Genomic DNA, 24,705 nt, shown 5'->3' with positions numbered 1-24,705 from the left:
TATGAGTAAAAAAAGAATTTACGAATATGCGAAAGAACAAAATGTGAAGAGCAAAGATGTCATTGATGAGTTAAAGGCGATGGATATAGATGTATCTAGTCATATGCAAACCCTAGAAGACAGCCAGATTAAAGCACTAGATCAAAAATATAACAAACAAGCGCAACCATCTCAGGATAAAAAAGAAAAATCTGCTCAAAATAATCACAAACAACCTAAAGATCAAGGTAACAAAGATCAAAATCGTAAAGATCAAAAACAAAAAGGTAATAATAAGAAAAACAATAAAAAGAACAAGAAAAATAAAAACCAAAATCAAAAACAAAACAAAAAGAACCAACATGGTAAACAAAGTGAACCTAAAGAAATGCCATCAAAAATCACTTATGAAGAAGGCATTACCGTTGGCGAGTTAGCTAACAAATTAAACGTTGATTCATCAGGCATCGTTAAAAAATTATTCCTCTTAGGTATCATGGCTAACATCAACCAATCCTTAGATGATGAAACAGTTGAATTGATTGCGGATGATTACGGTGTAGAAATCGAAAAAGAAGTTGTAGTAGATGAAGAAGATCTATCAATATACTTTGATGACGAATCAGAAGATCCAGAAGCAGTAGAACGTCCAGCTGTTGTAACAATCATGGGTCACGTTGACCACGGTAAAACAACACTTCTTGACTCAATACGTCATACGAAAGTCACTGCAGGAGAAGCAGGCGGTATTACGCAACATATCGGTGCTTACCAAATCGAAAATGATGGTAAAAAAATCACATTCCTAGATACTCCAGGACACGCAGCATTTACAACAATGCGTGCACGTGGTGCCCAAGTCACTGATATTACTATTCTCGTCGTTGCAGCTGATGACGGTGTCATGCCACAAACAATCGAAGCGATCAACCACGCTAAAGAAGCAGAAGTACCAACCATCGTGGCAGTGAATAAAATCGATAAACCGACTGCAAACCCAGACCGTGTGATGCAAGAACTTACTGAATACGGTTTAATCCCAGAAGACTGGGGCGGCGATACTATCTTCGTTCCACTTTCAGCACTTAGCGGTGACGGTATCGACGACTTACTAGAAATGATTGGTCTTGTATCAGAAGTTCAAGAACTTAAAGCAAATTCAAACAAACGTGCAGTAGGTACTGTTATTGAAGCGGAACTAGATAAATCACGTGGTCCATCCGCTTCACTACTCGTTCAAAACGGTACACTTAACGTCGGTGATTCACTCGTCGTAGGTAATACTTATGGCCGTATTCGTGCAATGGTCAATGATTTAGGTCAACGCATCAAATCTGCAGGTCCATCTACACCAGTTGAAATCACTGGTATTAATGATGTACCAGAAGCCGGCGACCGCTTCGTTGTATTCTCTGATGAAAAACAAGCACGCCGTATCGGTGAAGCACGTCACGAAGCAAGTATCATTTCACACCGTCAAGACAGTAAAAATGTTTCATTAGATAACTTATTCGAACAAATGAAACAAGGTGAAATGAAAGACTTAAATGTCATCATCAAAGGTGACGTTCAAGGTTCTGTAGAAGCACTGTCTGCATCACTAATGAAAATTGAAGTCGAAGGCGTTAACGTGCGTATCATTCATACTGCAGTAGGTGCCATCAATGAATCCGACGTGACACTTGCGAATGCGTCCAACGGTATTATCATTGGCTTTAACGTTCGCCCAGATTCAGGTGCAAAACGTGCAGCAGAAGAAGAAAATGTAGACATGCGTTTACACCGTGTCATCTACAACGTTATTGAAGAAATCGAATCAGCGATGAAAGGGATGCTTGATCCTGAATACGAAGAAAAAGTCATCGGTGAAGTTGAAGTACGTCAAACGTTCAAAGTATCTAAAGTGGGTACCATCGCTGGTAGTTATGTCACAGAAGGTAAAATTACTCGTAACGCTGGCGTTCGTGTCATCAGAGATGGTATTGTTCAATACGAAGGTGAAATCAACACACTTAAACGCTTCAAAGATGATGTGAAAGAAGTCGCACAAGGTTACGAATGCGGTATTACACTTGAAAAATATAACGATGTTAAAGAAGGCGACGTTATTGAAGCCTTTGAACTCGTGGAAGTTGAACGATAATTTTAGGCAGTGAGACAGGTCGAGACACATGTGTTACGTTTGAGATGAAATCAAGTGATTCATATCTCGGCCGTTTTTATTGTCACTGTATTATCAAGGATTGACGTGTTAAAATATCATATTTTATAATTTGTGGATGAAAATAAGGAAACTAAGAATAGATAGAGAGGTGAAACGAAATGAACATGAGAGCAGAACGTGTTGGGGAACAAATGAAGCAAGAATTAATGGATATCATTAATAATAAAGTGAAAGACCCACGTATTGGTTTTATTACTATCACTGATGTACAGTTAACCAATGATTTATCTATTGCGACAGTATACTTGACTGTACTCGGTAATGAAAAAGAAGTCGATGATACATTCAAAGGTTTAGAAAAAGCAAAAGGCTTTATCAAATCTGAAATTGGTTCACGTATGCGTTTACGTATCGTTCCAGATATTGAATATAAATACGATGAATCTATCGAATACGGTAATAGAATTGAAAAAATGATCCAAGAACTACACAGAAAAGAACAATAAATGTGAGCTGGGACCTATTCATTCCGGATGAAAGTTCCAGCTCCTCATATTGTTTGCTGCGGATAGATAAGGAGATGTACTGATGTATAATGGAATTTTACCCGTATATAAAGAACGCGGACTGACGAGCCATGATGTCGTTTTTAAACTCAGAAAAATATTACATACGAAGAAAATTGGACATACAGGTACATTAGATCCAGAAGTATCAGGGGTCTTACCTATATGTATCGGTGCAGCGACAAAAGTGAGTGATTATGTGATGGATATGGGAAAATCCTACCATGCCACTGTGACGTTAGGCGTGAGTACGACGACCGAAGATCAAACTGGCGATGTCATAGAAACTCAGACCGTAGATGAAAATCACATAAATGAAACAAAAATCGATGAAGTATTAGGGCAATTTCAAGGTACGATCACTCAAATTCCACCCATGTATTCTTCAGTTAAAGTAAACGGTAAAAAATTATATGAATATGCTAGACAAAATCAAACAGTGGAACGACCAGCACGACAAGTTACTATCTCTGAGATTAGCCGTCAATCTGATTTAATGTTTGATCAGCAACATGGCACTGCGCATTTTGAAATCGATGTGAGTTGCGGAAAAGGGACTTATATTAGAACGCTAGCGACCGATATCGGCAAAGCGCTAGGATTACCTGCACATATGTCAAAACTGACACGTACTACAAGTGGTGGCTTTAAATTAGACGAAAGTTTGACACTTGATCAAATTCGAGCAGAAGTTGAGCGCGATGCCTTACAACAGCGACTTTATCCTATAGAATATGGTTTAAACGGATTGAAACAAATCGTCATATCAGATCAGCACTTGAAGCAAGCGATTTTGAATGGGCAAAAATTTCGCAAAGATCAATTTGATGATGATGTGAATGAAATAGTGGTCATGTTAGATGAAGCAACGGGACAGGCACTTGCCTTATACATGCCTCATCCAGAACAACCACATGTCATTAAACCGAAAAAAGTATTTAACTAAAGGAGATATAAGTGATGAAAGTCATAGAAGTTACGCACCCAATTAGTGAAGATCAATATATAAAAGAAGATATAGCCATGGCATTTGGTTTTTTCGATGGTATGCATAAGGGACATCACAAGGTACTTGAAGTGTTAGATGAACGCGCATCTCAAGCAAATTTAAAGAAAGCGGTCATGACTTTTGATCCTCATCCTTCTGTTGTGCTAAATCCTAAGCTGAAACGCACGGATTACCTCACTCCGCTACCTGATAAGCTAGATATATTAGAATCATATGGCATTGATTATTGTATTGTCATTAATTTTTCTTCAAAATTCGCGGACGTGAGTGCTGATGCATTTATTCAAGATTATATTATTAATAATCATGTTAAAGAAGTCGTTGCAGGCTTTGATTTCACATTCGGCAAATTTGGGAAAGGCAACATGTTATTACTTCAAGACATGGATGCATTTAATACCACGATCGTGAATAAACAAGATCTTAAATCTGAAAAAATTGCGACGACGGAAATTCGTAAAGCGTTAAAAGATGGAGACTTAAAAAAAGTCAATGAATCATTAGGTTATCGTTACCGCATTAAAGGGACGGTCGTGCAAGGTGAAAAACGCGGTAGAACGATTGGGTTCCCAACAGCAAATGTGCAACCGACGTATGATTACGTGTTGCCTAAAAAAGGGGTGTACGCTGTCAGTATGACACTCGGTTCACATGACAAGGTTTATCGTGGTGTGGCAAATGTAGGCGTGAAACCGACCTTCCACGATCCAGCCAAGGCGCAAGTTGTCATTGAAGTAAACTTATTTGATTTTAAAGAAAATATTTACGGTGAACGCGTGACGGTATATTGGCATCACTATCTCCGACCAGAAGTTAAATTTGACGGCATTGATGCACTCGTAGAACAAATGAATAAAGACAAAGAAGAAGCAAAATATTTATTATCTGTTGATTTTAATGACGATGTATCATATAATATATAAGTCGTGATTAACATGACAGTAACCTTTACCTTGGCTTTACGAGACTCCGACGTATCGCTCAGATAAAGGCGCATAAATAAAAAAGGAGGAAATTGATCATGGCAATTTCACAAGAACGTAAAAACGAATTAATCAAAGAATATCGTACACACGAATCAGATACTGGTTCACCAGAAGTACAAATCGCAGTACTTACTGCAGAAATCAGTGCGTTAAACGAACACTTACGTGAACATAAAAAAGACCACCATTCACGTCGTGGACTATTAAAAATGGTAGGTCGTCGTAGACATTTATTAAACTACTTACGTAGCAAAGATATTCAACGTTACCGTGAATTAATTAAATCTTTAGGTATTCGTCGTTAATCTTAGATACGGTTTTAAATGGGAAAGTGCCAGATTTGGTTCTTTCCCTTTTTTACTGTAAATAACTTTAAATAAAGTCAAGTAAGCTATACAATATTAGTCATATAAAAAATACATTAGAAATGATATGATAGTACTAATAGATATAGGAGAGGAGATTATCAATGTCTCAAGAGAAAAAGGTTTTCAAAACGGAGTTGGCTAATCGGTCATTAACAATAGAAATCGGCCAACTCGCTAAACAAGCAAACGGGGCAGCGTTAGTACGTTACGGTGATACCGTCGTATTATCTACAGCAGTTGCATCTAAAGAACCTCGTGAAGGTGACTTTTTCCCATTGACTGTGAACTATGAAGAAAAAATGTATGCAGCAGGTAAAATCCCTGGTGGATTTAAGAAAAGAGAAGGTCGCCCAAGTGATGAAGCAACACTGACTGCGCGTTTAATCGATAGACCGATTCGTCCATTATTCCCTAAAGGCTATAAACACGACGTACAAATCATGAACACAGTATTAAGTGCAGATCCAGATTGTTCTCCTGAAATGGCAGCAATGATCGGTTCATCTATGGCGTTGAGTGTCTCTGACATTCCTTTCCAAGGTCCCATTGCTGGCGTTAATGTCGGCTTTGTAGATGGAAAATATGTCATTAACCCTACAGTAGAACAAAAAGAAGTTTCTCGCTTAGACTTAGAAGTCGCTGGCCATAAAGATGCGGTCAACATGGTAGAAGCAGGTGCGAGCGAAATCACAGAACAAGAAATGTTAGATGCCATCTTCTTCGGTCACGATGAAATTAAACGTCTCGTTCAATTCCAAGAAGAAATTGTCGAACACATTCAACCAGAAAAACAAGAATTCATTCCACCAGAACAAGATGAAGCACTCATCGATCAAGTGACAAAATCAACTGAATCAAAAGGCTTAAAGGAAGCAGTGTTAACGTTTGATAAACAACAACGTGATGAAAATCTTGATGCCTTAAAAGAAGTGGTTGCTGAAGAATTTGTAGATGAAGAAGATCCTGACAACGAGGAATTAATCGCAGAAGTCTACAACATTTTAAACGACTTAGTGAAAGAAGAAGTGCGTCGTCTCATTGCTGATGAAAAAATCAGACCTGACGGACGTAAAACAGATGAAATTCGTCCGCTAGATTCTGAAGTTGGCATTTTACCAAGAGCGCACGGTTCTGGATTATTCACTCGTGGACAAACACAAGCGTTATCCGTGCTTACACTAGGCTCACTTAGTGATTGTCAAATGATCGATGGCTTAGATGGTGAACAAGAAAAACGTTTTATGCATCACTATAACTTCCCGAACTTCTCAGTAGGTGAAACGGGTCCAGTTCGTTCTCCAGGTCGTCGTGAAATTGGTCACGGTGCATTAGGCGAACGCGCGTTACGCTATATCATTCCAGACACGAAAGATTTCCCTTATACAGTTAGACTTGTCAGTGAAGTATTAGAGTCAAACGGTTCTTCTTCACAAGCATCTATCTGTGGTTCTACACTAGCGTTAATGGATGCAGGTGTCCCAATTAAAGCACCTGTTGCTGGTATTGCAATGGGACTAGTCACTCGTAATGATAGCTATACTATTTTAACTGATATCCAAGGTATGGAAGATGCGCTTGGTGACATGGACTTTAAAGTTGCAGGTACATCTGAAGGTATCACAGCTATTCAAATGGATATTAAAATCGATGGTTTAACAAGAGAAATCATTGAAGAAGCTTTAGAGCAAGCACGTCAAGGTCGTTTAGCTATCTTAGATCACATGTTACAAACCATTGATCAACCACGTAGTGAATTGAGCGACTACGCACCTAAAGTTGAAACAATGACAATCAAACCGGAAAAAATTAGAGATGTCATTGGACCAGGTGGTAAAAAAATCAATGAAATCATTGACGAAACAGGTGTTAAACTCGACATCGAACAAGACGGTTCCATCTTTATTTCAGCTGTGGATCAAAGCGCCATCAATCGCGCACGTGAAATCATCGGTGAGATCACACGTGAAGCAGAAGTAGGTCAGATTTATGAAGCAAAAGTAAAACGTATTGAAAAATTCGGTGCTTTTGTTGAACTCTTCCCAGGTAAAGATGCGCTCGTTCACATCTCACAAATTGAAAATAGACACATTAATAAAGTGGAAGACGTACTCAAAATTGGCGATACACTTAAAGTTAAAGTCACAGAAATCGACAAACAAGGTAGAGTGAATGCGTCACACAGAGTATTGTTAAACGAATAATTTCTACAATGCAATATCATCATGCGAGCAGGCTTTTGTGCCTAACATTTCGTTAGGTTGAGCACTGCTCTTATTTTATATTTATGCTTGATATTCGATACATAATGATCCTATCTCAGTTGCGCGACAATTGCTTTAATAGTGTACAGCAGCTTGTTTTTAACTTATAATATACTATGAGTTTATGTATGGTCGGGTAAAAATTATAGGAGGTAAAATTTTGAATTTAATTAAGAAAAAGAATAAAAATATTCGTATTATCCCCCTCGGCGGCGTTGGGGAAATTGCGAAAAATATGTACATTGTCGAAGTAGACGATGAAATGTTTATGTTAGATGCTGGATTAATGTTTCCAGACGATGAAATGTTAGGCGTCGATATCGTCATTCCAGACATCCAATATGTGTTAGAAAATAAACATAAACTCAAAGGGATATTTTTAACGCATGGTCATGAACATGCCATCGGGGCTGCTTCTTATATTTTAGAACAAGTGGATGCACCGGTTTATGGGTCTAAACTTACCATAGAACTCGTCAAAGAAGCGGTGAAATCACGTCATATCGATAAGAAAATTCGCTATTACGTCGTCAATGATGAATCAGTGATGCGCTTTAAAGGCGTGAACGTCACATTCTTCAAATTGACGCACAGTATTCCAGACAGTTTAGGTGTTTGTATTCATACATCATACGGTGCGATTGTATATACAGGCGAGTTTAAATTTGATCAAAGTCTGCAAGGCGCATATGCACCAGATTTGAAAAAAATGACTGAAATTGGTGATGAAGGCGTCTTCGTACTCATCAGTGACTCAGCTGAAGCAGAAAAACCAGGCTATAATACACCTGAAAACGTCATCGAATCTCATATGTATGATGCCTTTTCAAAAGCTAACGGACGTTTGATCGTCTCTTGTTATGCGTCAAACTTCGTACGTATTCAACAAGTATTTAACATCGCGAGCCGTTTAAATCGCAAAGTGTCTTTCTTAGGCCGTTCATTAGAAAGCTCTTTTAATATTGCGAGAAAAATGGGTTACTTCAACATTCCTAAAGACTTATTAATCCCTATCTCAGAAGTTGAAAACTATCCTAAAAACGAAGTCGTGATTATTGCGACAGGTATGCAAGGTGAACCTATCGAAGCATTGAGTCAAATGGCTAAACAAAAACATAAGATATTAAACATTATTCCGGGGGATTCAGTCTTCCTAGCAGTCACTGCATCAGCAAACATGGAAGTCATCGTACAAGATACATTGAATGATCTCGTTCGTGCTGGCGCAGAAGTCATTCCAAACAACAAAAAAATTCACGCATCTAGTCACGGTTGCATGGAAGAACTGAAACTCATGTTAAACATTATGAAACCCGAATATTTCATACCTGTTAACGGTGAATTTAAAATGCAAATCGCGCATGCGAAGCTAGCGAATGAAGCGGGCGTTGCACCTGAAAATATCTTCTTAGTTGAAAAAGGGGACGTGGTTAATTATGATGGCGATACGATGATACTCAACGAAAAAGTGAATGCAGGTAACGTGCTCATCGACGGTATAGGTGTTGGAGACGTAGGAAACATTGTATTAAGAGACCGTCATTTGCTAGCGGAAGATGGTATCTTTATCGCAGTAGTTACTTTAGATCCTAAAAACCGTCGCATCGCTGCAGGACCAGAAATCCAATCTCGTGGCTTTGTTTATGTGCGTGAAAGTGAAGCACTGTTGAAAGAAGCAGAAGAAAAAGTCAAAGAGATTGTAGAACAAGGTTTAATGGAAAAACATATTGAATGGTCTGAAATTAAACAAAATATGCGTGATAAAATCAGCAAGTTATTATTTGAAAGCACGAAACGTCGACCAATGATTATTCCAATCATTTCAGAAATATAATATGTGATGTAACAATAAGAGGTTGAGACACAAAGAGGAAAGCACAGACGGATGACTTGAACAGTAACAGTTGTGTAAGTGCATGTGCGATGGATCCTTGATGCTGTCTTTGCCTCTTTACTTCATATTATCTGCTGAATTGTCAACTGCCACATGTCACTAGCTTGTGGATATACATACAGATTGAGCTCTAGAATGAACAAGAAAGTTAACTGAGTCTCACATACATGCATTTGATGGAAAATAAGTTATAAAAAGAAGGTGAATTGCTTTGCCTCAAACAAAAAGAAAGACGACAAATCGGAAAAAAACATCTCAAACGAAACGAAAAACGAATAACAAACGTAAAAAACAAGACAACACGGTGCGTTATTTGATTGCAGTCGTCGTATTCATCGTTCTCATTCTCGGCATTTTTCAACTTGGAATTATAGGTACGATGCTTGATAGTTTCTTTAACTATTTATTTGGTATAGCCCGTTATTATACATATGCGCTTATATTTATCGCAACAGGGTATATAGCATTCTATAAGAAAATACCACGTACTCGCCGTACAGTAGGTGCTATTTTACTTCAATTTACGCTCGTGTTAATCGCTCAAGTGATTTATCACTTTACGGATGGGATTAAAGCAGAGCGTGAACCTGTACTATCATTAGTGTATCATGCTTATGACAATACACATTTTCCAAACTTTGGTGGTGGGGTGACGGGTTATTATCTCTTTGAACTATTAAATCCGCTTATTTCAATGGCTGGTGTTGTGATTTTAGCGTTGCTACTCGTTGTCTCTAGTGCGATTTTATTACTGAAAAAACGTCACAGAGATGTTTCCAAAACATTAATGGAACAACTCAAATCATCTAGTCATCAAGCATCAGAAAGCTTTAAAGATCATCGTCAAAAAGCCAAAGTGAAACGAGATGCTAAAGCTCGGGTCAAAGTGGAACAACGAGAACAAGCTGCGAAAGATAAAAAATCTCAACCTGTGACAGATGTTTCAGACTTACCTGAAGTCCCACAAGATGAAACCACATCTTCTATCCCAATTTACGGTCACAGTGATAAAGATGAAGGATCAGAAACTGAATCAACTTTAAATAAACGCCGCGTTTATGATCAAGAAGATACACCATCTGCGAAGGATGAACAAGGTACCACAACACAAAGCCGTAAACCTCAACGTTCAACTGATGCAGAGGAACGTGGACAGTCAGCTGAAACATCGGAAGCGACAACTTCAATCTCTGACGCTGGCGAAGTCGAAAATGCAGCTTACCAAATTCCGCCGTTGACATTACTCAATGAGCCGAAAAAACAACGGACAACTTCTAAATCAGAAGTCCAACAAAAAGGTAAATTGTTAGAAACGACGATGAAAAACTTTGGGGTAAATGCAAGAGTGACTCAAATTAAAATTGGCCCAGCCGTGACGCAGTATGAGATTGAGCCTGCACAAGGGGTTAAAGTAAGTAAAATCGTCAACTTACATAATGATATTGCGCTTGCGCTCGCTGCAAAAGATGTCCGAATTGAAGCCCCGATACCTGGTAAATCTGCAGTAGGTATAGAAGTGCCGAACGAGAAGATTTCACTCGTTTCATTAAAAGAAGTGCTCGATGCGCATTTCCCTTCAGACAACAAACTCGATGTAGGATTAGGTCGTGATATTTCGGGCGATCCTATCGCCGTCTCACTGAACGACATGCCTCACTTACTCGTGGCAGGATCTACAGGTAGTGGTAAATCAGTCTGTATCAATGGCATCATCGTGAGCATTTTATTAAATGCACGACCAAATGAAGTGAAATTGATGTTAATTGATCCGAAAATGGTGGAATTAAATGTGTATAATGGTATCCCACACTTGCTCATTCCTGTCGTTACTAACCCACATAAAGCATCTCAAGCGTTAGAAAAAATCGTTGCTGAGATGGAACGCCGTTATGATCTTTTCCAACATACATCCACACGTAATATGGAAGAGTATAATGCTTACATTCGCAATCAGAACGAAGAGCTAGAGGAAAAACAAGCAGAGTTACCTTATATCGTCGTGATCGTGGACGAACTTGCTGACTTAATGATGGTTGCCGGTAAAGACGTTGAAAATTCTATCCAACGCATCACACAAATGGCACGTGCAGCTGGTATTCATTTAATTGTAGCTACACAACGACCATCTGTAGACGTCATCACAGGGATTATTAAAAATAATATCCCATCTCGGATCGCATTTGCGGTCAGTTCTCAAACCGATTCACGCACAATCATTAACAGCAGTGGTGCTGAAAAATTATTAGGTAAAGGGGACATGCTCTATGTCTCAAACAATTCTAATAATCAAACCCGTATCCAAGGTGCATTTTTAAGCAACCAAGAAGTTCAAGCTGTCGTAAATCATGTCGTAGAACAACAGAAAGCCAATTATGTAAAAGAAATGGAACCCGATGCTGCAGTAGATAAATCTGAGATGAAAAGTGAAGATTCATTATATGATGAAGCCTATTTATTTGTCATCGAACAGCAAAAAGCAAGCACGTCATTGTTACAACGCCAATTTAGAATTGGGTATAATCGTGCATCAAGACTGATGGATGATTTAGAACGCAATCAAGTAATTGGACCACAAAAAGGCAGCAAACCAAGACAAATTTTGGTGGATTTAAATGAGGACGAGGTGTAATGATGGAACTATCTTCAAAATATCGAGTTAAAGAGTGGCTAATCAGACAGATTAAATCAGGAGAATTAAAACCAGGTCATCCGTTACCAAGCACATTAGGCATTGCGAGAGCATTAGATGTTAAAACAGATGACGTTTACGATGGGATTGCGGAATTGATCGCAGAACAAGTATTGACTGAACATGTAGAAGAAGGGCCAAGAGTGAAACATCTACGGCCTTTCTACTACCCTTTAGGAGAGCTTGTAAGCATTAGTAAAATGATTGAATCTCAAGGATATCATTCTGGGACAGAATACATCGCTTTAGATGAAATTCCTGCAACGACATTAGATGCAGATATCCTGCAATTGGAGTTGAAATCACTTGTGACACAAATTGAGCGCATACGCACTGCAGATGGCGCACCGCTCGTCTATTGTATAGATAAAGTAGCGACGGCGCATTTAACATGCCAAGCGTTTCAACAATACAATGAGGGTTCCATTTTAGATGCGATGAAACAGTACTCCAATATAGACATTAAACATGTTGAAGTGGAATTAGATACAGTAAGTTATGAGCCACACATCTCTGATAATTTAGATGCGATGCCACACGAATCATTAATGTTGCTTAAAATTGTGCATTACGATACGGAAGGCAACCCTGTGCTCTATTCACTGAACTATTTCAGAAGTAGCTTAGTGAAGTTTAAAACAACTAATTTTAGATACGAAACATAAGAAAGTGAGGTTAGATCATTTGGAACATATGAGTAAAACACAACAATCACATATACATATTATGCCAACAACTAAATTTAAAACGACGACGATCACCGTCAAATTCATGGCACCTCTAGATCAACAAACAACGGCATCACGTGCCTTGCTTAGTAATCTCTTAACAAGAGCGACGAAACGTTGGCCGAGCGATAAAGCGTTAAATAAACGACTATCTGAGCTTTACGGTGCGTATATTTATAGCAATGTTTCTAAGTTTAAGGATAAACATGTGATTACTATTTCATTAGAACTTGTGAACGAGCGGTACTTAAACGATGCGCCACCATTATTCGAACAAGGTCTAGAGTTGTTACAACAAGTTATTTGGGAACCCCTCGTTGAAAAGAAAGCATTTGATCGCACGTTAGTCGCGCAAGAAAAATCTTTATTGAAAAAGAAATTAGATGCGACAGTCGACAATAAAGCACAATTATCCTTCTTAAACTTATTAAAAGTGATGTTTGGGGATCAAGCTTATAGCGAATTAGCAAGTGGTCGGTCTGACATGATTGATCAAGTCACACCTGAATCGCTCTATGATACATATCAATCCATGATTCAAGATGATTTTTGTGCAGTCTATGTGGTAGGGAATGTTGACGAAAGCGCTGTTGAAAGTCAATTGGAACAATACTTTGATATTCCTGTTACGCCATTTATCACTCACCATACATATCAACCGAAGCCGTCAGATGAACCGCTACCTAGAGAAGTTGTAGAATATGACGATGTAGACCAAGCTAAGTTAAACATGGGCTTTAAATGTCCGACTCAGTTTGGTAAGGAAGGTTACTTTGCACTAATCGTATTGAATACAATCTTTGGCGGTAGCCCATCATCTATTTTATTCAGTGAAGTCAGAGAAAAACAAAGTCTCGCTTACTCTATCCACTCACAAACGGATGCTAAAAATGGCTATATGTATGTATTGAGTGGCGTTTCTCGTGACAAATATGAACAAGCGAAAGATACGATTATTAAAGAATTTAAAAATATTCAACAAGGTGAGTTAACTGAAGATAAACTTGCCTTAGCTAAAAAGGTACTCATTTCTCAAAGACTTGAGGCACAAGATATGCCCAAAGGTATTATCGAAATTCTAAATATGAGTATTTTATTAGATGAAGTGATGACGAGTGAAGAATATACAGATGGTATCAATCGCGTGACGAAAGAAGACGTTGTGGCATTAGCACAACAAACCGAACTCGATACAATTTATATTTTGACGAAAGAAATGGAGGCGTAGCTAGTGCAACGAACATATTATGAACAAATGGACGAATATGTATATGATACACAATTAGACAATGGACTTAATTTATTCGTTATCCCAAAACCAGGCTTCCAAAAAACATTTGTCACATATACGACTGAATTTGGTTCTTTAGATAGTAGATTCAAACCCTTAGGTCAAGATGAATTCGTGACCGTACCAGATGGGGTGGCTCACTTTTTAGAACATAAAATGTTCGATAATGAAGAAGATGAAGACTTGTTTACCGCATTTGCTGAAGATAACGCACAAGTCAACGCGTTCACAAGTTACGATCGCACGAGTTATTTATTTAGTGCCACATCAAACATCGATCGTAATATTCTACGATTATTAAAAATGGTTGAGACACCTCATTTTACAGAAGCCAGCGTTGAAAAAGAAAAAGGTATTATTGCTGAAGAAATTAAAATGTATTTAGAACAACCTAGCTATAAGTTAATGTTCAATACGCTGAATGCGATGTACGAAAAACATCCGATTAAAGTAGATATTGCGGGTACCGTGGATAGCATTTATCAGATTACAAAGGATGACCTTTATCTATGTTATGAAACGTTTTATCATCCTTCTAATATGGTGCTGTTTGTCGTCGGTGATGTAGATCCAGAACATATTTATGATGTCGTGTCTACGCATGAAAGTAAGAGAAATAAAACGGCACAACCCCATATCGTACGTGATGTGGTAGAAGAACCAGAAAAAGTAAAACAATCAGAAGTGAAAGAATCGATGAAATTGTATGCGCCGCGATTAATGCTAGGTTTCAAAGGTCTTCCTTTAAATGAATCATCTAAAGATTATATGAAACGTGACCTTGAAATGACATTGTTTTTTGAATTAATCTTCGGAGAGGAAACGGATTTCTATCAATCATTACTTAGTGAATCACTCATTGATGAATCATTTGGTTATCAATTCTTATTGGAAGATACATATAGTTTTTCTATTATTACAAGTGCCACAGAAGCACCTGATGAATTGAAACAGCGCTTGTTGAATCAAATGAAACGCTATCAAGGTCAACTTACAGATCAAGAAGCGTTTGAATTATTGAAAAAACAATTCATAGGAGAATTTATTTCTGGTTTGAATTCACCAGAATACATTGCGAACCAATATACGAAATTACATTTTGAAGGGATTTCACTCTTTGATATGTTAGATATCATGGAAGAGATTACGTTAGATAGTGTCAATCGTACATCCTTACAGTATCTCAACTTAGAACAAAGTGTGGATAGCCGTCTGGAGATGAAAAGTAAATGAGAGCATTGGTCATAGGGGGCTCGGGATCCATTGGCCAAGCGATTGTACAACGCTTATTAGCTGAAGATTATGAAGTCATCGTACATTACAATAGCGCAGATTATGATCGGTTAGTCGAGTTATATGAAAACCAACCTGTGCAATTGGTTCAAGCAGATTTGACGAAGGATGTCGATATTAATGCGATCTTTGGTTTTATCCAAAATTTAGATTGTCTCATCTATACGAGTGGGGCTTCGCTATATGGGATGTTACAAGACATGACCGATGACGATATCGATGACAGTTATATGTTGCATGTTAAACAGTTGCTACGTCTAACTCGTTATTTTGTGGATCAATTGAGACAAAGTGCACATGGAAGAATCGTCGTTGTTTCGTCGATTTGGGGTGAAGCGGGTGCCAGTTTCGAAACTGTATATTCTACGATGAAGAGCGCCCAGCTCGGTTTTGTAAAAGCACTTAGTCGAGAATTAGCGATGACCACTGTCACGGTGAACGCCATTGCACCAGGATTTGTGAATGGACACATGGCTCGTGAATTTGATGACCAAACTTTAGCGGAAATTGTTGAAGAACTGCCTCAACAACGGTTAGTTGAACCCGAAGAAGTTGCTCACACATGTGCTTATCTCTGTCATCCGTTAGCACAAAGTGTGACAGGCACCGTTCAAAAGGTAAACGGTGGTTGGTACATCTCATAATTTAAAATGTTTCATTTTAAAGCCATCAACTGAAAGATCAGTGTTATAATAATTTTGATGTACACTATCATCACTTTATCCATATCTGATGCCGCCGAATAATCATTTCCATCAGAGCAACACATCAATTTTGCGGAGAAAAGGGTCAATTTTTAAACTAAGGGGTGTTTAATCGTGACAGTAGCAGCTAAAAGAGAATGGTATTTAGAATATGAAATTACAACAAATCGTGCAGGTTTACTTGGAGATATTTCTAGTTTACTCGGGATGATGGGAATCAGTATCGTAACCATCAACGGCATCGATCGTAACAGACGTGGATTATTAATTAAATCGGATGATTTAGAAAAGGTAGAACGATTTGAAAATATCGTCAGAGAAATTGAAGAAATTTCGATTACCAAATTACGTGAACCCGAACTGCGTGATCGTCTTGCAGTGAGACATGGCCGATACATTAAACAAGATGCGGATGATAAAAAGACATTTCGCTTTGAACGTGCCGATTTAGGATTACTCGTTGATTTTATGGCTGAATTGTTTAAAGAAAAAGGTCATAAGTTAATTGGAATTCGTGGCATGCCTCGTGTAGGGAAAACGGAATCCATCGTGGCTTCAAGTGTGTGCACACAAACGTTGGTTGTTCATCAGTTCAACACTCATTAAACAGACGGTGCGGAGCTCACTGATCAAAGGTGAATACGATTCTGATCATGTCTATATTATTGATGGAGCTGTCACTGCGAGAGAATCCAATCCGAAGCACCAAGAATTGGTTAAAGAAGTGATGAGTTTACCTGCCGTTAAGGTCGTTGAGCATCCTGATTTATTTGTTGAAGCGAGTGACTATGATATGGAAGACTTTGACTATATCATTGAATTAAGAGAAAATAATAGTGATGAAATACGATACGACGAGATGAAAAAACAAACCGTGAAAAGCAAGAATAATCTTGATTTCAGTGGTGATGGATTCGGCGATGGTTTTGGATTCTTTTAAATGATTTAGAGGAGGAAGAGCAACTTGAGTTCAGTGGGTCAGACACTAAAAGGTCGTAGAGAACGCTTAGGTATGACATTAAATGAATTAGAAGACCGTACACAGATTAAGCGAGATACGTTAAAACTCATCGAAAATAACGACTTCTATACATTACGTCATGCCAATTACGCAGAAGGTTTTATCGAAAAATATGCCAGTGCAGTAAATATTGACGGCAAGCAACTCATCGATAAACATCGTAACGAAATCCCAAGTAGCGCAGGTTCTATTGAAGAAGCAATTGATTTATTTCAACAATCTGAAGCACCATCTTTTAGAACGAAAGATAAAGAACCTTTACAATTGATTGTGATCATCAGTACAATAGTAGTCATTACAGCTATCATATGGTTGATTGCTATGCTGTTGTTATAATAAGTTATATATAGAAATGAGGATTAGTATGAATATTCCTAATTGGATTACAGTGTTTCGTGTCATCATGATTCCATTTTTTATTTTATTTGCATTAGTTGATTTCGGATTCGGACAAATCTCCTTTTTAGGTGGTTATGAGGTACGTATCGAACTCATCATTAGTGGTGTCATTTTTATCGTGGCATCGCTGAGTGATTTTGCAGATGGTTACTTAGCTAGAAAATGGAACTTAGTAACGAACATGGGTAAATTCTTAGACCCATTAGCAGATAAATTACTTGTTGCGAGCGCATTAATCGTTCTCGTAGACATTAATTTAACGAATGCTGTTGTCGCTATTATTATCATTGCACGTGAATTCGCCGTAACTGGTTTACGACTTCTTCAAATCGAACAAGGATTTGTAAGTGCAGCTGGTAATTTAGGTAAAATCAAAACAGCTATCACAATGGTAGCGTTAATTTGGATCCTATTAGGTGATCCGTTCGCAATGTGGCTCGGCTTCCCAATTGGACAAATCTTACTTTATATTGGCGTATTCTTCACAATATTATCTGGTATTGAATACTTCTATAAAGGTCGAGACGTCTTTAAAGCTAAATAAGTTAAAGCAGGAGTTTGTACAGGTTTTAATATTTTATACCTGAGCAAACTCTTTTTTTCGATTATCAAAGGTTAACACGATATAATGAACAATGAGTTAACTTAGAAATTGAAAGTCTTTTACGAGGTTATGTTTTGATTATGTAGAAAAGCGAGGAATCACATCATGCAAGCAGAAATCATAGCGGTTGGATCAGAACTCTTATTAGGGCAAATTGCGAATACAAATGGTCAGTATTTATCTAGATTGCTTAACACTGTAGGGCATAGTGTATTAGCACATAGCGTGGTTGGAGATAATCCTGAACGCTTGGAACGCGTGGTTAGAAACGCAATTGACCATAACGATTTGATCGTGCTCACTGGCGGGTTAGGACCTACGAAAGATGATCTAACCAAACAAACAGTGGCTCGCGTGTTAAATAAATCTTTAGTCACAGATGATCAAGCACTTCAATTTATCGAACAATCCTTTGCCGAATCGAAACAACAGATGACAGAAAATAACAAACAACAAGCATTGGTGATTGAAGGTGCGAAGGTACTTGAAAATAAAGTAGGTATGGCGCCTGGTATGCTTTTAGATTACGAAGACAAGAAAATCATTTTATTGCCAGGGTCTCCTAAAGAAATGGAACCGATGGCAAAAAATGAACTCCTCCCATTACTATTTGATGGTGAACAAAGCATCTTTTCTGAGTCTCTTCATTTTGCCGGCATCGGAGAATCTATATTAGAAACGGAAATAGACGATTTGATAGATGCACAAACGAATCCTACCATTGCACCATTAGCAGGTCATCATGAGGTGGAAGTACGTTTGACAGCCAATGGAAACACAAAAGCAGAATGTCAAAAATTGATTGAGCCGATAAAACAACAAATATTAGAACGCATAGGGGACTATTATTATGGTTCTGACGATATCGTGCTCGAACAAGCAGTCATGCAGCAACTTGACCAATCGATGGTGCTATATGATGGTGTGACAGATGGTGCGTTGTACTCTCGTCTACAAGATTATAATACGAGCGGCAAGTTAGAAGGTGTATTACTTCATACACCTCAATTCGTCAAAGGTGCAAAAGATACCGAAGACGCGTTAGCAATTTCAACGAGACTTGCGAAATCATTTTATGATACAGAATTAATTGTTTCTATCTTAAATGAAGGGAATACCGTATATTTAGGTATCCTAGATGATAATGATTTAACGGTTGAAACCTTCCATTTAACTAATCAACGCAATATCTTAAAAAATAGATCACAAAACTACGTGTTAATCCGATTATTGAAGTGGTTAAAAGGTGAACAATAGCATTTCAAGTTTTCAAAAAATATAGCACGTCTGTTCGTTTTTGTGTTCGAAACGGACAGATTCTAGCGAACAAATATTCGCAAAATGCTTGCGTAAACATGAATTTCCATGTATAGTATGAGTAAGACAATTACAGAGACTAAACTCTTTAAGGAGGGCCAGTATTGGATAACGAACGTCAAAAAGCTTTAGATACAGTGATTAAAAATATGGAAAAAAACTTTGGTAAAGGTGCAGTGATGAAACTTGGCGATAATAAAGGACGCCGAGTATCAAGTACTTCAAGCGGTTCAGTCACATTGGATAATGCGCTAGGTGTCGGAGGTTATCCGAAAGGCCGTATCATTGAAATATACGGACCAGAAAGCTCAGGTAAAACAACCGTGGCGTTACATGCGATTGCAGAAGTTCAGAAAAAAGATGGCGTAGCTGCATTTATCGACGCAGAACATGCGTTAGATCCTGAATATGCAGAAGCGCTCGGTGTAGATATCGACAATCTTTACTTATCTCAACCAGACCATGGTGAACAAGGTTTAGAGATCGCAGAAGCCTTTGTGCGTAGTGGTGCGGTTGATATTATCGTTGTCGATTCAGTAGCTGCATTAACACCTAAAGCAGAAATCGAAGGTGAAATGGGAGACGCACATGTAGGTCTTCAAGCACGTTTAATGTCTCAAGCGCTACGTAAACTATCTGGTGCGATTTCTAAATCAAATACAACTGCCATTTTCATCAACCAAATCCGTGAAAAAGTCGGTGTGATGTTCGGTAACCCAGAAACGACACCTGGTGGTCGTGCATTGAAATTCTATAGTTCTGTACGATTAGAAGTACGTCGTGCTGAACAATTGAAACAAGGCCAAGAAGTCGTGGGTAACAGAACAAAACTCAAAGTCGTGAAAAACAAAGTTGCACCTCCATTTAGAACAGCTGAAGTTGATATTATGTATGGTGAAGGTATTTCTAAAGAAGGCGAGCTCATCGATCTTGGTGTCGAAAATGATATTATCAATAAATCTGGTGCTTGGTACTCATATAACAATGAACGCATGGGCCAAGGTAAAGAGAACGTGAAAACGTACTTGAAAGAAAATCCAGAAGTTCGTTCAGAAATAGAGCATAAATTACGTGAAGCGTTAGGTATCTTTGATGGAGATGTTGAAGAAAAACCTGACAATGACAACGCTGAAGAAGCTCCAGCTTCACTTTTTGACGAATAATCAATATATAGTTGTTGATTACACAAAAACGTATTATTGAGATGGATAACTTCATACATGAGGTTTTACTGTATTTAAAATTAGTACCATATATTGCAATGTTTAAGAGACTGAGACTTATATCTGTTTCAGTCTCTTTTGCTTTATTCGTAAAGAAACACGTAGTGGACAGTACAAAATTATAATTTTAGCACTACATGTTCCTATATTTATGACATAAATGATGATTAAATGTTGCAAAACATAAAGAACCACGTCATATAATGCTAAAATCAACAGTTTTAACACCTAAACCATCTCTTTTTAGTTAAGTGAAAATAAACCTTAAGTATGTAGTACTCAATGCAGCGCGGTTACTTGTATATTTGCAGTTTGAAACCTTGACACCCCTCATATTTAAAACGTACAATTACATTGTATGATTCTTATATAACCACATATAATCATATTGAAATTGATATAAAGTGCCCGATTCTAGAGAAAAGGAGGTGTTTATGTGAATTTATTAATAAGCCTCCTACTCATTTTGTTAGGAATTATACTCGGAGTTGTTGTGGGGTATATCATTGCCCATAATATTTTGCAGCAAAAACAATCACAAGCAAAACAGACTGCGGAAGATATTATAGATAGAGCCAACAAAGAAGCTGAAAACACTAAAAAAGAAAAACTTCTTGAAGCTAAAGAAGAATATCAAAAACTGAAAGATCAAAGCGAAAGCGAATTTCGCGAACGCCGTGGTGAACTTCAACAACAAGAAACCCGACTTCTTCAAAAGGAAGATAGCTTGGAGCGTAAATCTGATCTGTTAGATAAAAAGGATGAGATTTTAGAGCAAAAAGAATCCAAACTTGAAGAAAGACAACGACAAGTAGATGCAAAAGAGAGTAGTGTTCAAGATTTAATAAATAAACATGAACAAGAATTAGAACGCATCTCTGGTCTCACTCAAGAAGAAGCAGTAAATGAACAACTTCAACGTGTTGAAGAAGAACTGTCACAAGATATTGCAATCCTTGTTAAGGAAAAACAAAAAGAAGCAAAAGAAACAATTGATAAAAATGCGAAAGAACTGTTGGCTACAGCCGTACAACGCTTAGCAGCAGAACATACTTCTGAGTCTACAGTATCTGTCGTTAACCTACCGAACGATGAAATGAAAGGACGTATTATCGGTCGTGAAGGTCGTAATATAAGAACATTGGAAACATTAACAGGTATTGATTTGATTATCGATGATACACCTGAAGCGGTTATATTATCCGGTTTTGATCCTATTCGTAGAGAAATTGCTAGAGTTGCACTCGTCAACCTAGTATCAGATGGCCGCATACACCCAGGTCGCATCGAAGAAATGGTGGATAAAGCTCGTAAAGAAGTGGATAACATCATTCGTGAAGCGGGTGAACAAGCAACGTTTGAAATCAATGTTCACAATATCCATCCTGACTTGGTTAAAATTCTTGGACGCTTAAATTATCGTACAAGTTATGGCCAAAATGTCTTAAAACATTCGGTAGAAGTGGCACACTTAAGTGGCATGTTAGCTGCAGAACTCGGCGAAGATGTAACATTAGCTAAACGTGCAGGTCTACTCCATGACGTAGGTAAAGCCATCGACCATGAAGTAGAAGGCAGTCACGTTGAAATCGGTGTTGAATTAGGTAAGAAATATAACGAAAGTGAAATCGTAATTAATACCATTCATTCACACCATGGTGATGTCGAACCGACTTCTATTATTGCGATATTAGTTGCAGCAGCGGATGCATTATCAGCTGCTAGACCGGGTGCTCGTAAAGAAACGCTTGAAAATTATATTCGCAGATTAGAAAGACTTGAAATTCTATCAGAAAGTTATGATGGTGTGGATAAAGCCTTTGCCATACAGGCAGGTAGAGAGGTACGTATTATCGTCTCTCCAGATGAAATTGATGATTTAAAATCACACCGTTTAGCAAGGGATATTAAACAGCAAATTGAAGATGAACTTCAATATCCTGGACATATTAAAGTGACAGTAGTTCGTGAGACTAGAGCAATAGAATATGCAAAATAAAACGGTTGCCGCCATGGCAACCGTTTTTTCATTTATGAAGTTCATTTCATTTAGTTATTCAAGTTCTAAGTCTGTATCACGCACTGCTTTCAATGTTTCAGCAGTGTCATAGCTGTGTGTAGAAATACTTGCGTATCTTTCAGCTAGACGAAAAGCGTTGATATATAATTCCAGACTATCCTTAGCGATATCATCTGGATCTTCACTTTTAGATGGATTTGCTCTTACTACTAATTCAGCAAATTTCTCTGGTTCAATATTAATTGACATGAATTAAAAACATCTCCTAGTTTCTTTTTAAAATCAATTCTTACATTATCCATACCCTTTGCATTTCGAATAAAACCTTGCAAGTGAAATTTAATTATGCTTACTACTTTTCATATCCACTATTATCTATTAAACTAAGGGTTGAGAGAGGATGAACATCACATAATGAGAATATTATTTATCGGTGATATTGTTGGTAAGGTAGGGAGAGAAGCAATCACACAATACTTACCTAAATTGAAACAACATTATCGTCCAACCGTGACAATTGTAAATGCAGAAAATGCTGCACATGGTAAAGGTTTAACAGAAAAAATATATAAACAACTTTTACGAGAAGGCGTTGATTTTATGACGATGGGTAATCATACATACGGTCAACGTCAAATCTATGATTTTATCAATGATGCGAATAGAATGGTGAGACCAGCAAATTTCCCTGAAGAAGCACCAGGTGTTGGCATGCGATTTATTCAAATCAATGATATCAAGTTAGCAATTATCAATTTACAAGGACGTTCATTCATGCAAGACATTGATGATCCTTTTAAAAAAGCGGATGCGCTCATTGAAGAAGCTCAAAGCGTCACCGATTATATATTTGTAGACTTTCATGCTGAAACAACGTCTGAAAAGAATGCGATGGGTTGGTATTTAGATGGTAGAGTGAGTACTGTTGTAGGTACCCATACCCATATTCAAACATCTGATGAGCGCGTGTTACCTAAAGGTACAGGTTACATCACAGATGTCGGTATGACAGGCTTTTATGATGGTATTTTAGGTGTCAATAGAGATGAAGTCATTCGTCGCTTTATTACAAGTTTACCACAACGTCATGTGATACCAGATGAAGGACGTAGTATCTTATCCGGTGTGATTGTTGATTTAGATAAAAATGGACGCACATCTCATATTGAACGTGTGTTAATCAATGATGATCACCCGTTTAAATAATCCGTAAAGATTTGTAAACATTTTGAGCTTATACCACTCTGAACTCATGTTGTAGAGTGGTATATTTGTTATGATAGTGTACGAACGAGTAAAACCTTAGGAGGCAGAATGATATGCAATCACAAATATCATGGAAAGTGGGGGGGCAACAAGGTGAAGGTATCGAATCAACTGGGGAACTTTTTGCCACAGCTATGAATCGTAAAGGCTACCACTTATATGGTTATCGTCATTTTTCTAGCAGAATTAAAGGCGGACATACAAACAATAAAATTAGAGTTTCGACGCAACCTGTCCATGCAATCAGTGATGATTTAGATATATTAATTGCATTTGACCAAGAAACCATTGAATTAAACCATCAAGAAATGAGAAAAGATAGTATTATCATCGCAGATACAAAAGCAAAACCAGAAAAACCAGCTGATTGTGACACCCAACTCATCGATCTACCATTTACAAGTACAGCTAAGGAATTAGGTACGGCATTAATGAAAAATATGGTGGCTGTAGGAGCAACAGCTGCTTTAATGCATCTCGATACCAACGTTTTCGAAACGATTATTACACACATGTTTGAGAAAAAAGGGGAAAAAGTCGTTTCAATGAATATCGAAGCGTTAAATGAAGGTTATCGACTTATGCAAGATCAGCTCGATACGATTGAAGGGGATTTTGAACTTGAAGATTCTAACCAAGATGCGCATCTTTATATGATTGGTAACGATGCGATTGGCTTAGGAGCGATTACTGCCGGCTCTCGATTCATGGCGGCTTATCCAATTACGCCAGCATCAGAAATTATGGAATACATGATTGAAAATCTTCCTAAAGTCGGCGGTGCAGTGGTTCAAACAGAAGATGAAATTGCTGCTGCAAACATGGCGATTGGAGCAAGTTATGGCGGTGTTCGCGCATTTACTGCAAGTGCGGGCCCTGGTTTGTCACTCATGATGGAAGCGATCGGTCTTTCCGGGATGACA

20 protein-coding genes and 1 pseudogene are annotated in these 24,705 nt (G+C 37.9%); 20 read left to right on the top strand and 1 reads right to left on the bottom strand.

Features of this window, described 5'->3' with window-relative positions; translation table 11 throughout:
• Nucleotide 1: 1 nt before the first annotated feature.
• From infB to rny, 18 genes and pseudogenes are all read left to right on the top strand, one after another.
• Entirely contained in the window at nucleotides 2-2,122 is a 2,121-nt protein-coding gene (gene infB, locus APS80_RS02230) for a translation initiation factor IF-2 (RefSeq protein WP_059106657.1), read from the top strand.
• A gap of 179 nt (nucleotides 2,123-2,301) precedes the next feature.
• Nucleotides 2,302-2,649 (top strand): 30S ribosome-binding factor RbfA, encoded by a 348-nt coding sequence (rbfA, locus tag APS80_RS02225; RefSeq protein WP_059106656.1) that lies wholly within the window; start codon nucleotides 2,302-2,304, stop codon nucleotides 2,647-2,649.
• An 82-nt stretch (nucleotides 2,650-2,731) separates the two neighbouring features.
• Nucleotides 2,732-3,655, top strand: coding sequence for a tRNA pseudouridine(55) synthase TruB (gene truB, locus APS80_RS02220; protein WP_059106655.1), 924 nt, complete (start codon nucleotides 2,732-2,734; stop codon nucleotides 3,653-3,655).
• Nucleotides 3,656-3,669: 14 nt separating this feature from the next.
• On the top strand, nucleotides 3,670-4,641 hold the full coding sequence (locus tag APS80_RS02215; protein ID WP_059106654.1) for a bifunctional riboflavin kinase/FAD synthetase: 972 nt from the start codon (nucleotides 3,670-3,672) through the stop codon (nucleotides 4,639-4,641).
• Between the two features lie 98 nt (nucleotides 4,642-4,739).
• On the top strand, nucleotides 4,740-5,009 hold the full coding sequence (gene rpsO / locus APS80_RS02210) for a 30S ribosomal protein S15 (protein ID WP_059106653.1): 270 nt from the start codon (nucleotides 4,740-4,742) through the stop codon (nucleotides 5,007-5,009).
• A 164-nt stretch (nucleotides 5,010-5,173) separates the two neighbouring features.
• Nucleotides 5,174-7,273, top strand: a complete 2,100-nt coding sequence (pnp, locus tag APS80_RS02205) for a polyribonucleotide nucleotidyltransferase (protein ID WP_059106652.1) — start codon at nucleotides 5,174-5,176, stop codon at nucleotides 7,271-7,273.
• A gap of 220 nt (nucleotides 7,274-7,493) precedes the next feature.
• Nucleotides 7,494-9,167 carry a ribonuclease J2 gene (gene rnjB / locus APS80_RS02200; protein WP_059106651.1) on the top strand — a complete coding sequence of 558 codons (1,674 nt, stop codon included), beginning with the start codon at nucleotides 7,494-7,496 and terminating at the stop codon, nucleotides 9,165-9,167.
• A 271-nt stretch (nucleotides 9,168-9,438) separates the two neighbouring features.
• Nucleotides 9,439-11,856, top strand: coding sequence for a DNA translocase FtsK (locus tag APS80_RS02195; protein WP_059106650.1), 2,418 nt, complete (start codon nucleotides 9,439-9,441; stop codon nucleotides 11,854-11,856).
• Nucleotides 11,856-12,581 (top strand): GntR family transcriptional regulator, encoded by a 726-nt coding sequence (locus APS80_RS02190; protein ID WP_059106649.1) that lies wholly within the window; start codon nucleotides 11,856-11,858, stop codon nucleotides 12,579-12,581. The genes APS80_RS02195 and APS80_RS02190 overlap by 1 nt, the downstream gene beginning before the upstream one ends.
• Nucleotides 12,582-12,609: 28 nt before the next feature.
• Entirely contained in the window at nucleotides 12,610-13,872 is a 1,263-nt protein-coding gene (yfmF, locus tag APS80_RS02185; RefSeq protein ID WP_059106724.1) for an EF-P 5-aminopentanol modification-associated protein YfmF, read from the top strand.
• Nucleotides 13,873-13,875: 3 nt separating this feature from the next.
• Complete coding sequence (gene yfmH / locus APS80_RS02180; protein ID WP_059106648.1) at nucleotides 13,876-15,168, top strand: EF-P 5-aminopentanol modification-associated protein YfmH; 1,293 nt, start codon at nucleotides 13,876-13,878, stop codon at nucleotides 15,166-15,168.
• Nucleotides 15,165-15,872, top strand: coding sequence for an elongation factor P 5-aminopentanone reductase (gene ymfI / locus APS80_RS02175; protein ID WP_059106647.1), 708 nt, complete (start codon nucleotides 15,165-15,167; stop codon nucleotides 15,870-15,872). The genes yfmH and ymfI overlap by 4 nt, the downstream gene beginning before the upstream one ends.
• Nucleotides 15,873-16,046: 174 nt before the next feature.
• A pseudogene (locus APS80_RS02170) lies at nucleotides 16,047-16,872 on the top strand (YmfK family protein).
• Nucleotides 16,873-16,896: 24 nt separating this feature from the next.
• The gene (locus tag APS80_RS02165) at nucleotides 16,897-17,289 is read left to right on the top strand and encodes a helix-turn-helix domain-containing protein (RefSeq protein WP_059106646.1); all 393 of its coding nucleotides are present in this window, start codon (nucleotides 16,897-16,899) and stop codon (nucleotides 17,287-17,289) included.
• 28 nt (nucleotides 17,290-17,317) lie between these two features.
• A complete protein-coding gene (pgsA, locus tag APS80_RS02160) occupies nucleotides 17,318-17,896 on the top strand; it encodes a CDP-diacylglycerol--glycerol-3-phosphate 3-phosphatidyltransferase (protein ID WP_059106645.1) in 579 nt (192 codons plus the stop codon).
• A gap of 165 nt (nucleotides 17,897-18,061) precedes the next feature.
• A complete protein-coding gene (locus APS80_RS02155; RefSeq protein ID WP_059106644.1) occupies nucleotides 18,062-19,213 on the top strand; it encodes a CinA family nicotinamide mononucleotide deamidase-related protein in 1,152 nt (383 codons plus the stop codon).
• A gap of 164 nt (nucleotides 19,214-19,377) precedes the next feature.
• Complete coding sequence (recA, locus tag APS80_RS02150; protein ID WP_059106643.1) at nucleotides 19,378-20,436, top strand: recombinase RecA; 1,059 nt, start codon at nucleotides 19,378-19,380, stop codon at nucleotides 20,434-20,436.
• A gap of 496 nt (nucleotides 20,437-20,932) precedes the next feature.
• Nucleotides 20,933-22,495 (top strand): ribonuclease Y, encoded by a 1,563-nt coding sequence (gene rny, locus APS80_RS02145; protein WP_059106642.1) that lies wholly within the window; start codon nucleotides 20,933-20,935, stop codon nucleotides 22,493-22,495.
• Between the two features lie 54 nt (nucleotides 22,496-22,549).
• Here the strand turns inward: rny and APS80_RS02140 are convergent, their stop codons facing one another.
• Nucleotides 22,550-22,765 (bottom strand): hypothetical protein, encoded by a 216-nt coding sequence (locus APS80_RS02140; RefSeq protein ID WP_059106641.1) that lies wholly within the window; start codon nucleotides 22,763-22,765, stop codon nucleotides 22,550-22,552.
• Nucleotides 22,766-22,930: 165 nt separating this feature from the next.
• Here APS80_RS02140 and APS80_RS02135 point away from each other — a divergent pair, with 165 nt between their 5' ends.
• The gene (locus tag APS80_RS02135; RefSeq protein ID WP_059106640.1) at nucleotides 22,931-23,722 is read left to right on the top strand and encodes a TIGR00282 family metallophosphoesterase; all 792 of its coding nucleotides are present in this window, start codon (nucleotides 22,931-22,933) and stop codon (nucleotides 23,720-23,722) included.
• A gap of 113 nt (nucleotides 23,723-23,835) precedes the next feature.
• A partial coding sequence (locus APS80_RS02130) for a 2-oxoacid:acceptor oxidoreductase family protein (protein WP_211259535.1) occupies nucleotides 23,836-24,705 on the top strand: 870 nt, incomplete at its 3' end.

Source organism: Staphylococcus auricularis (genome assembly GCF_001500315.1).
Taxonomy (GTDB): Bacteria; Bacillota; Bacilli; order Staphylococcales; family Staphylococcaceae; genus Staphylococcus; species Staphylococcus auricularis.
This window is presented reverse-complemented; position numbering and strand designations above follow the sequence as displayed.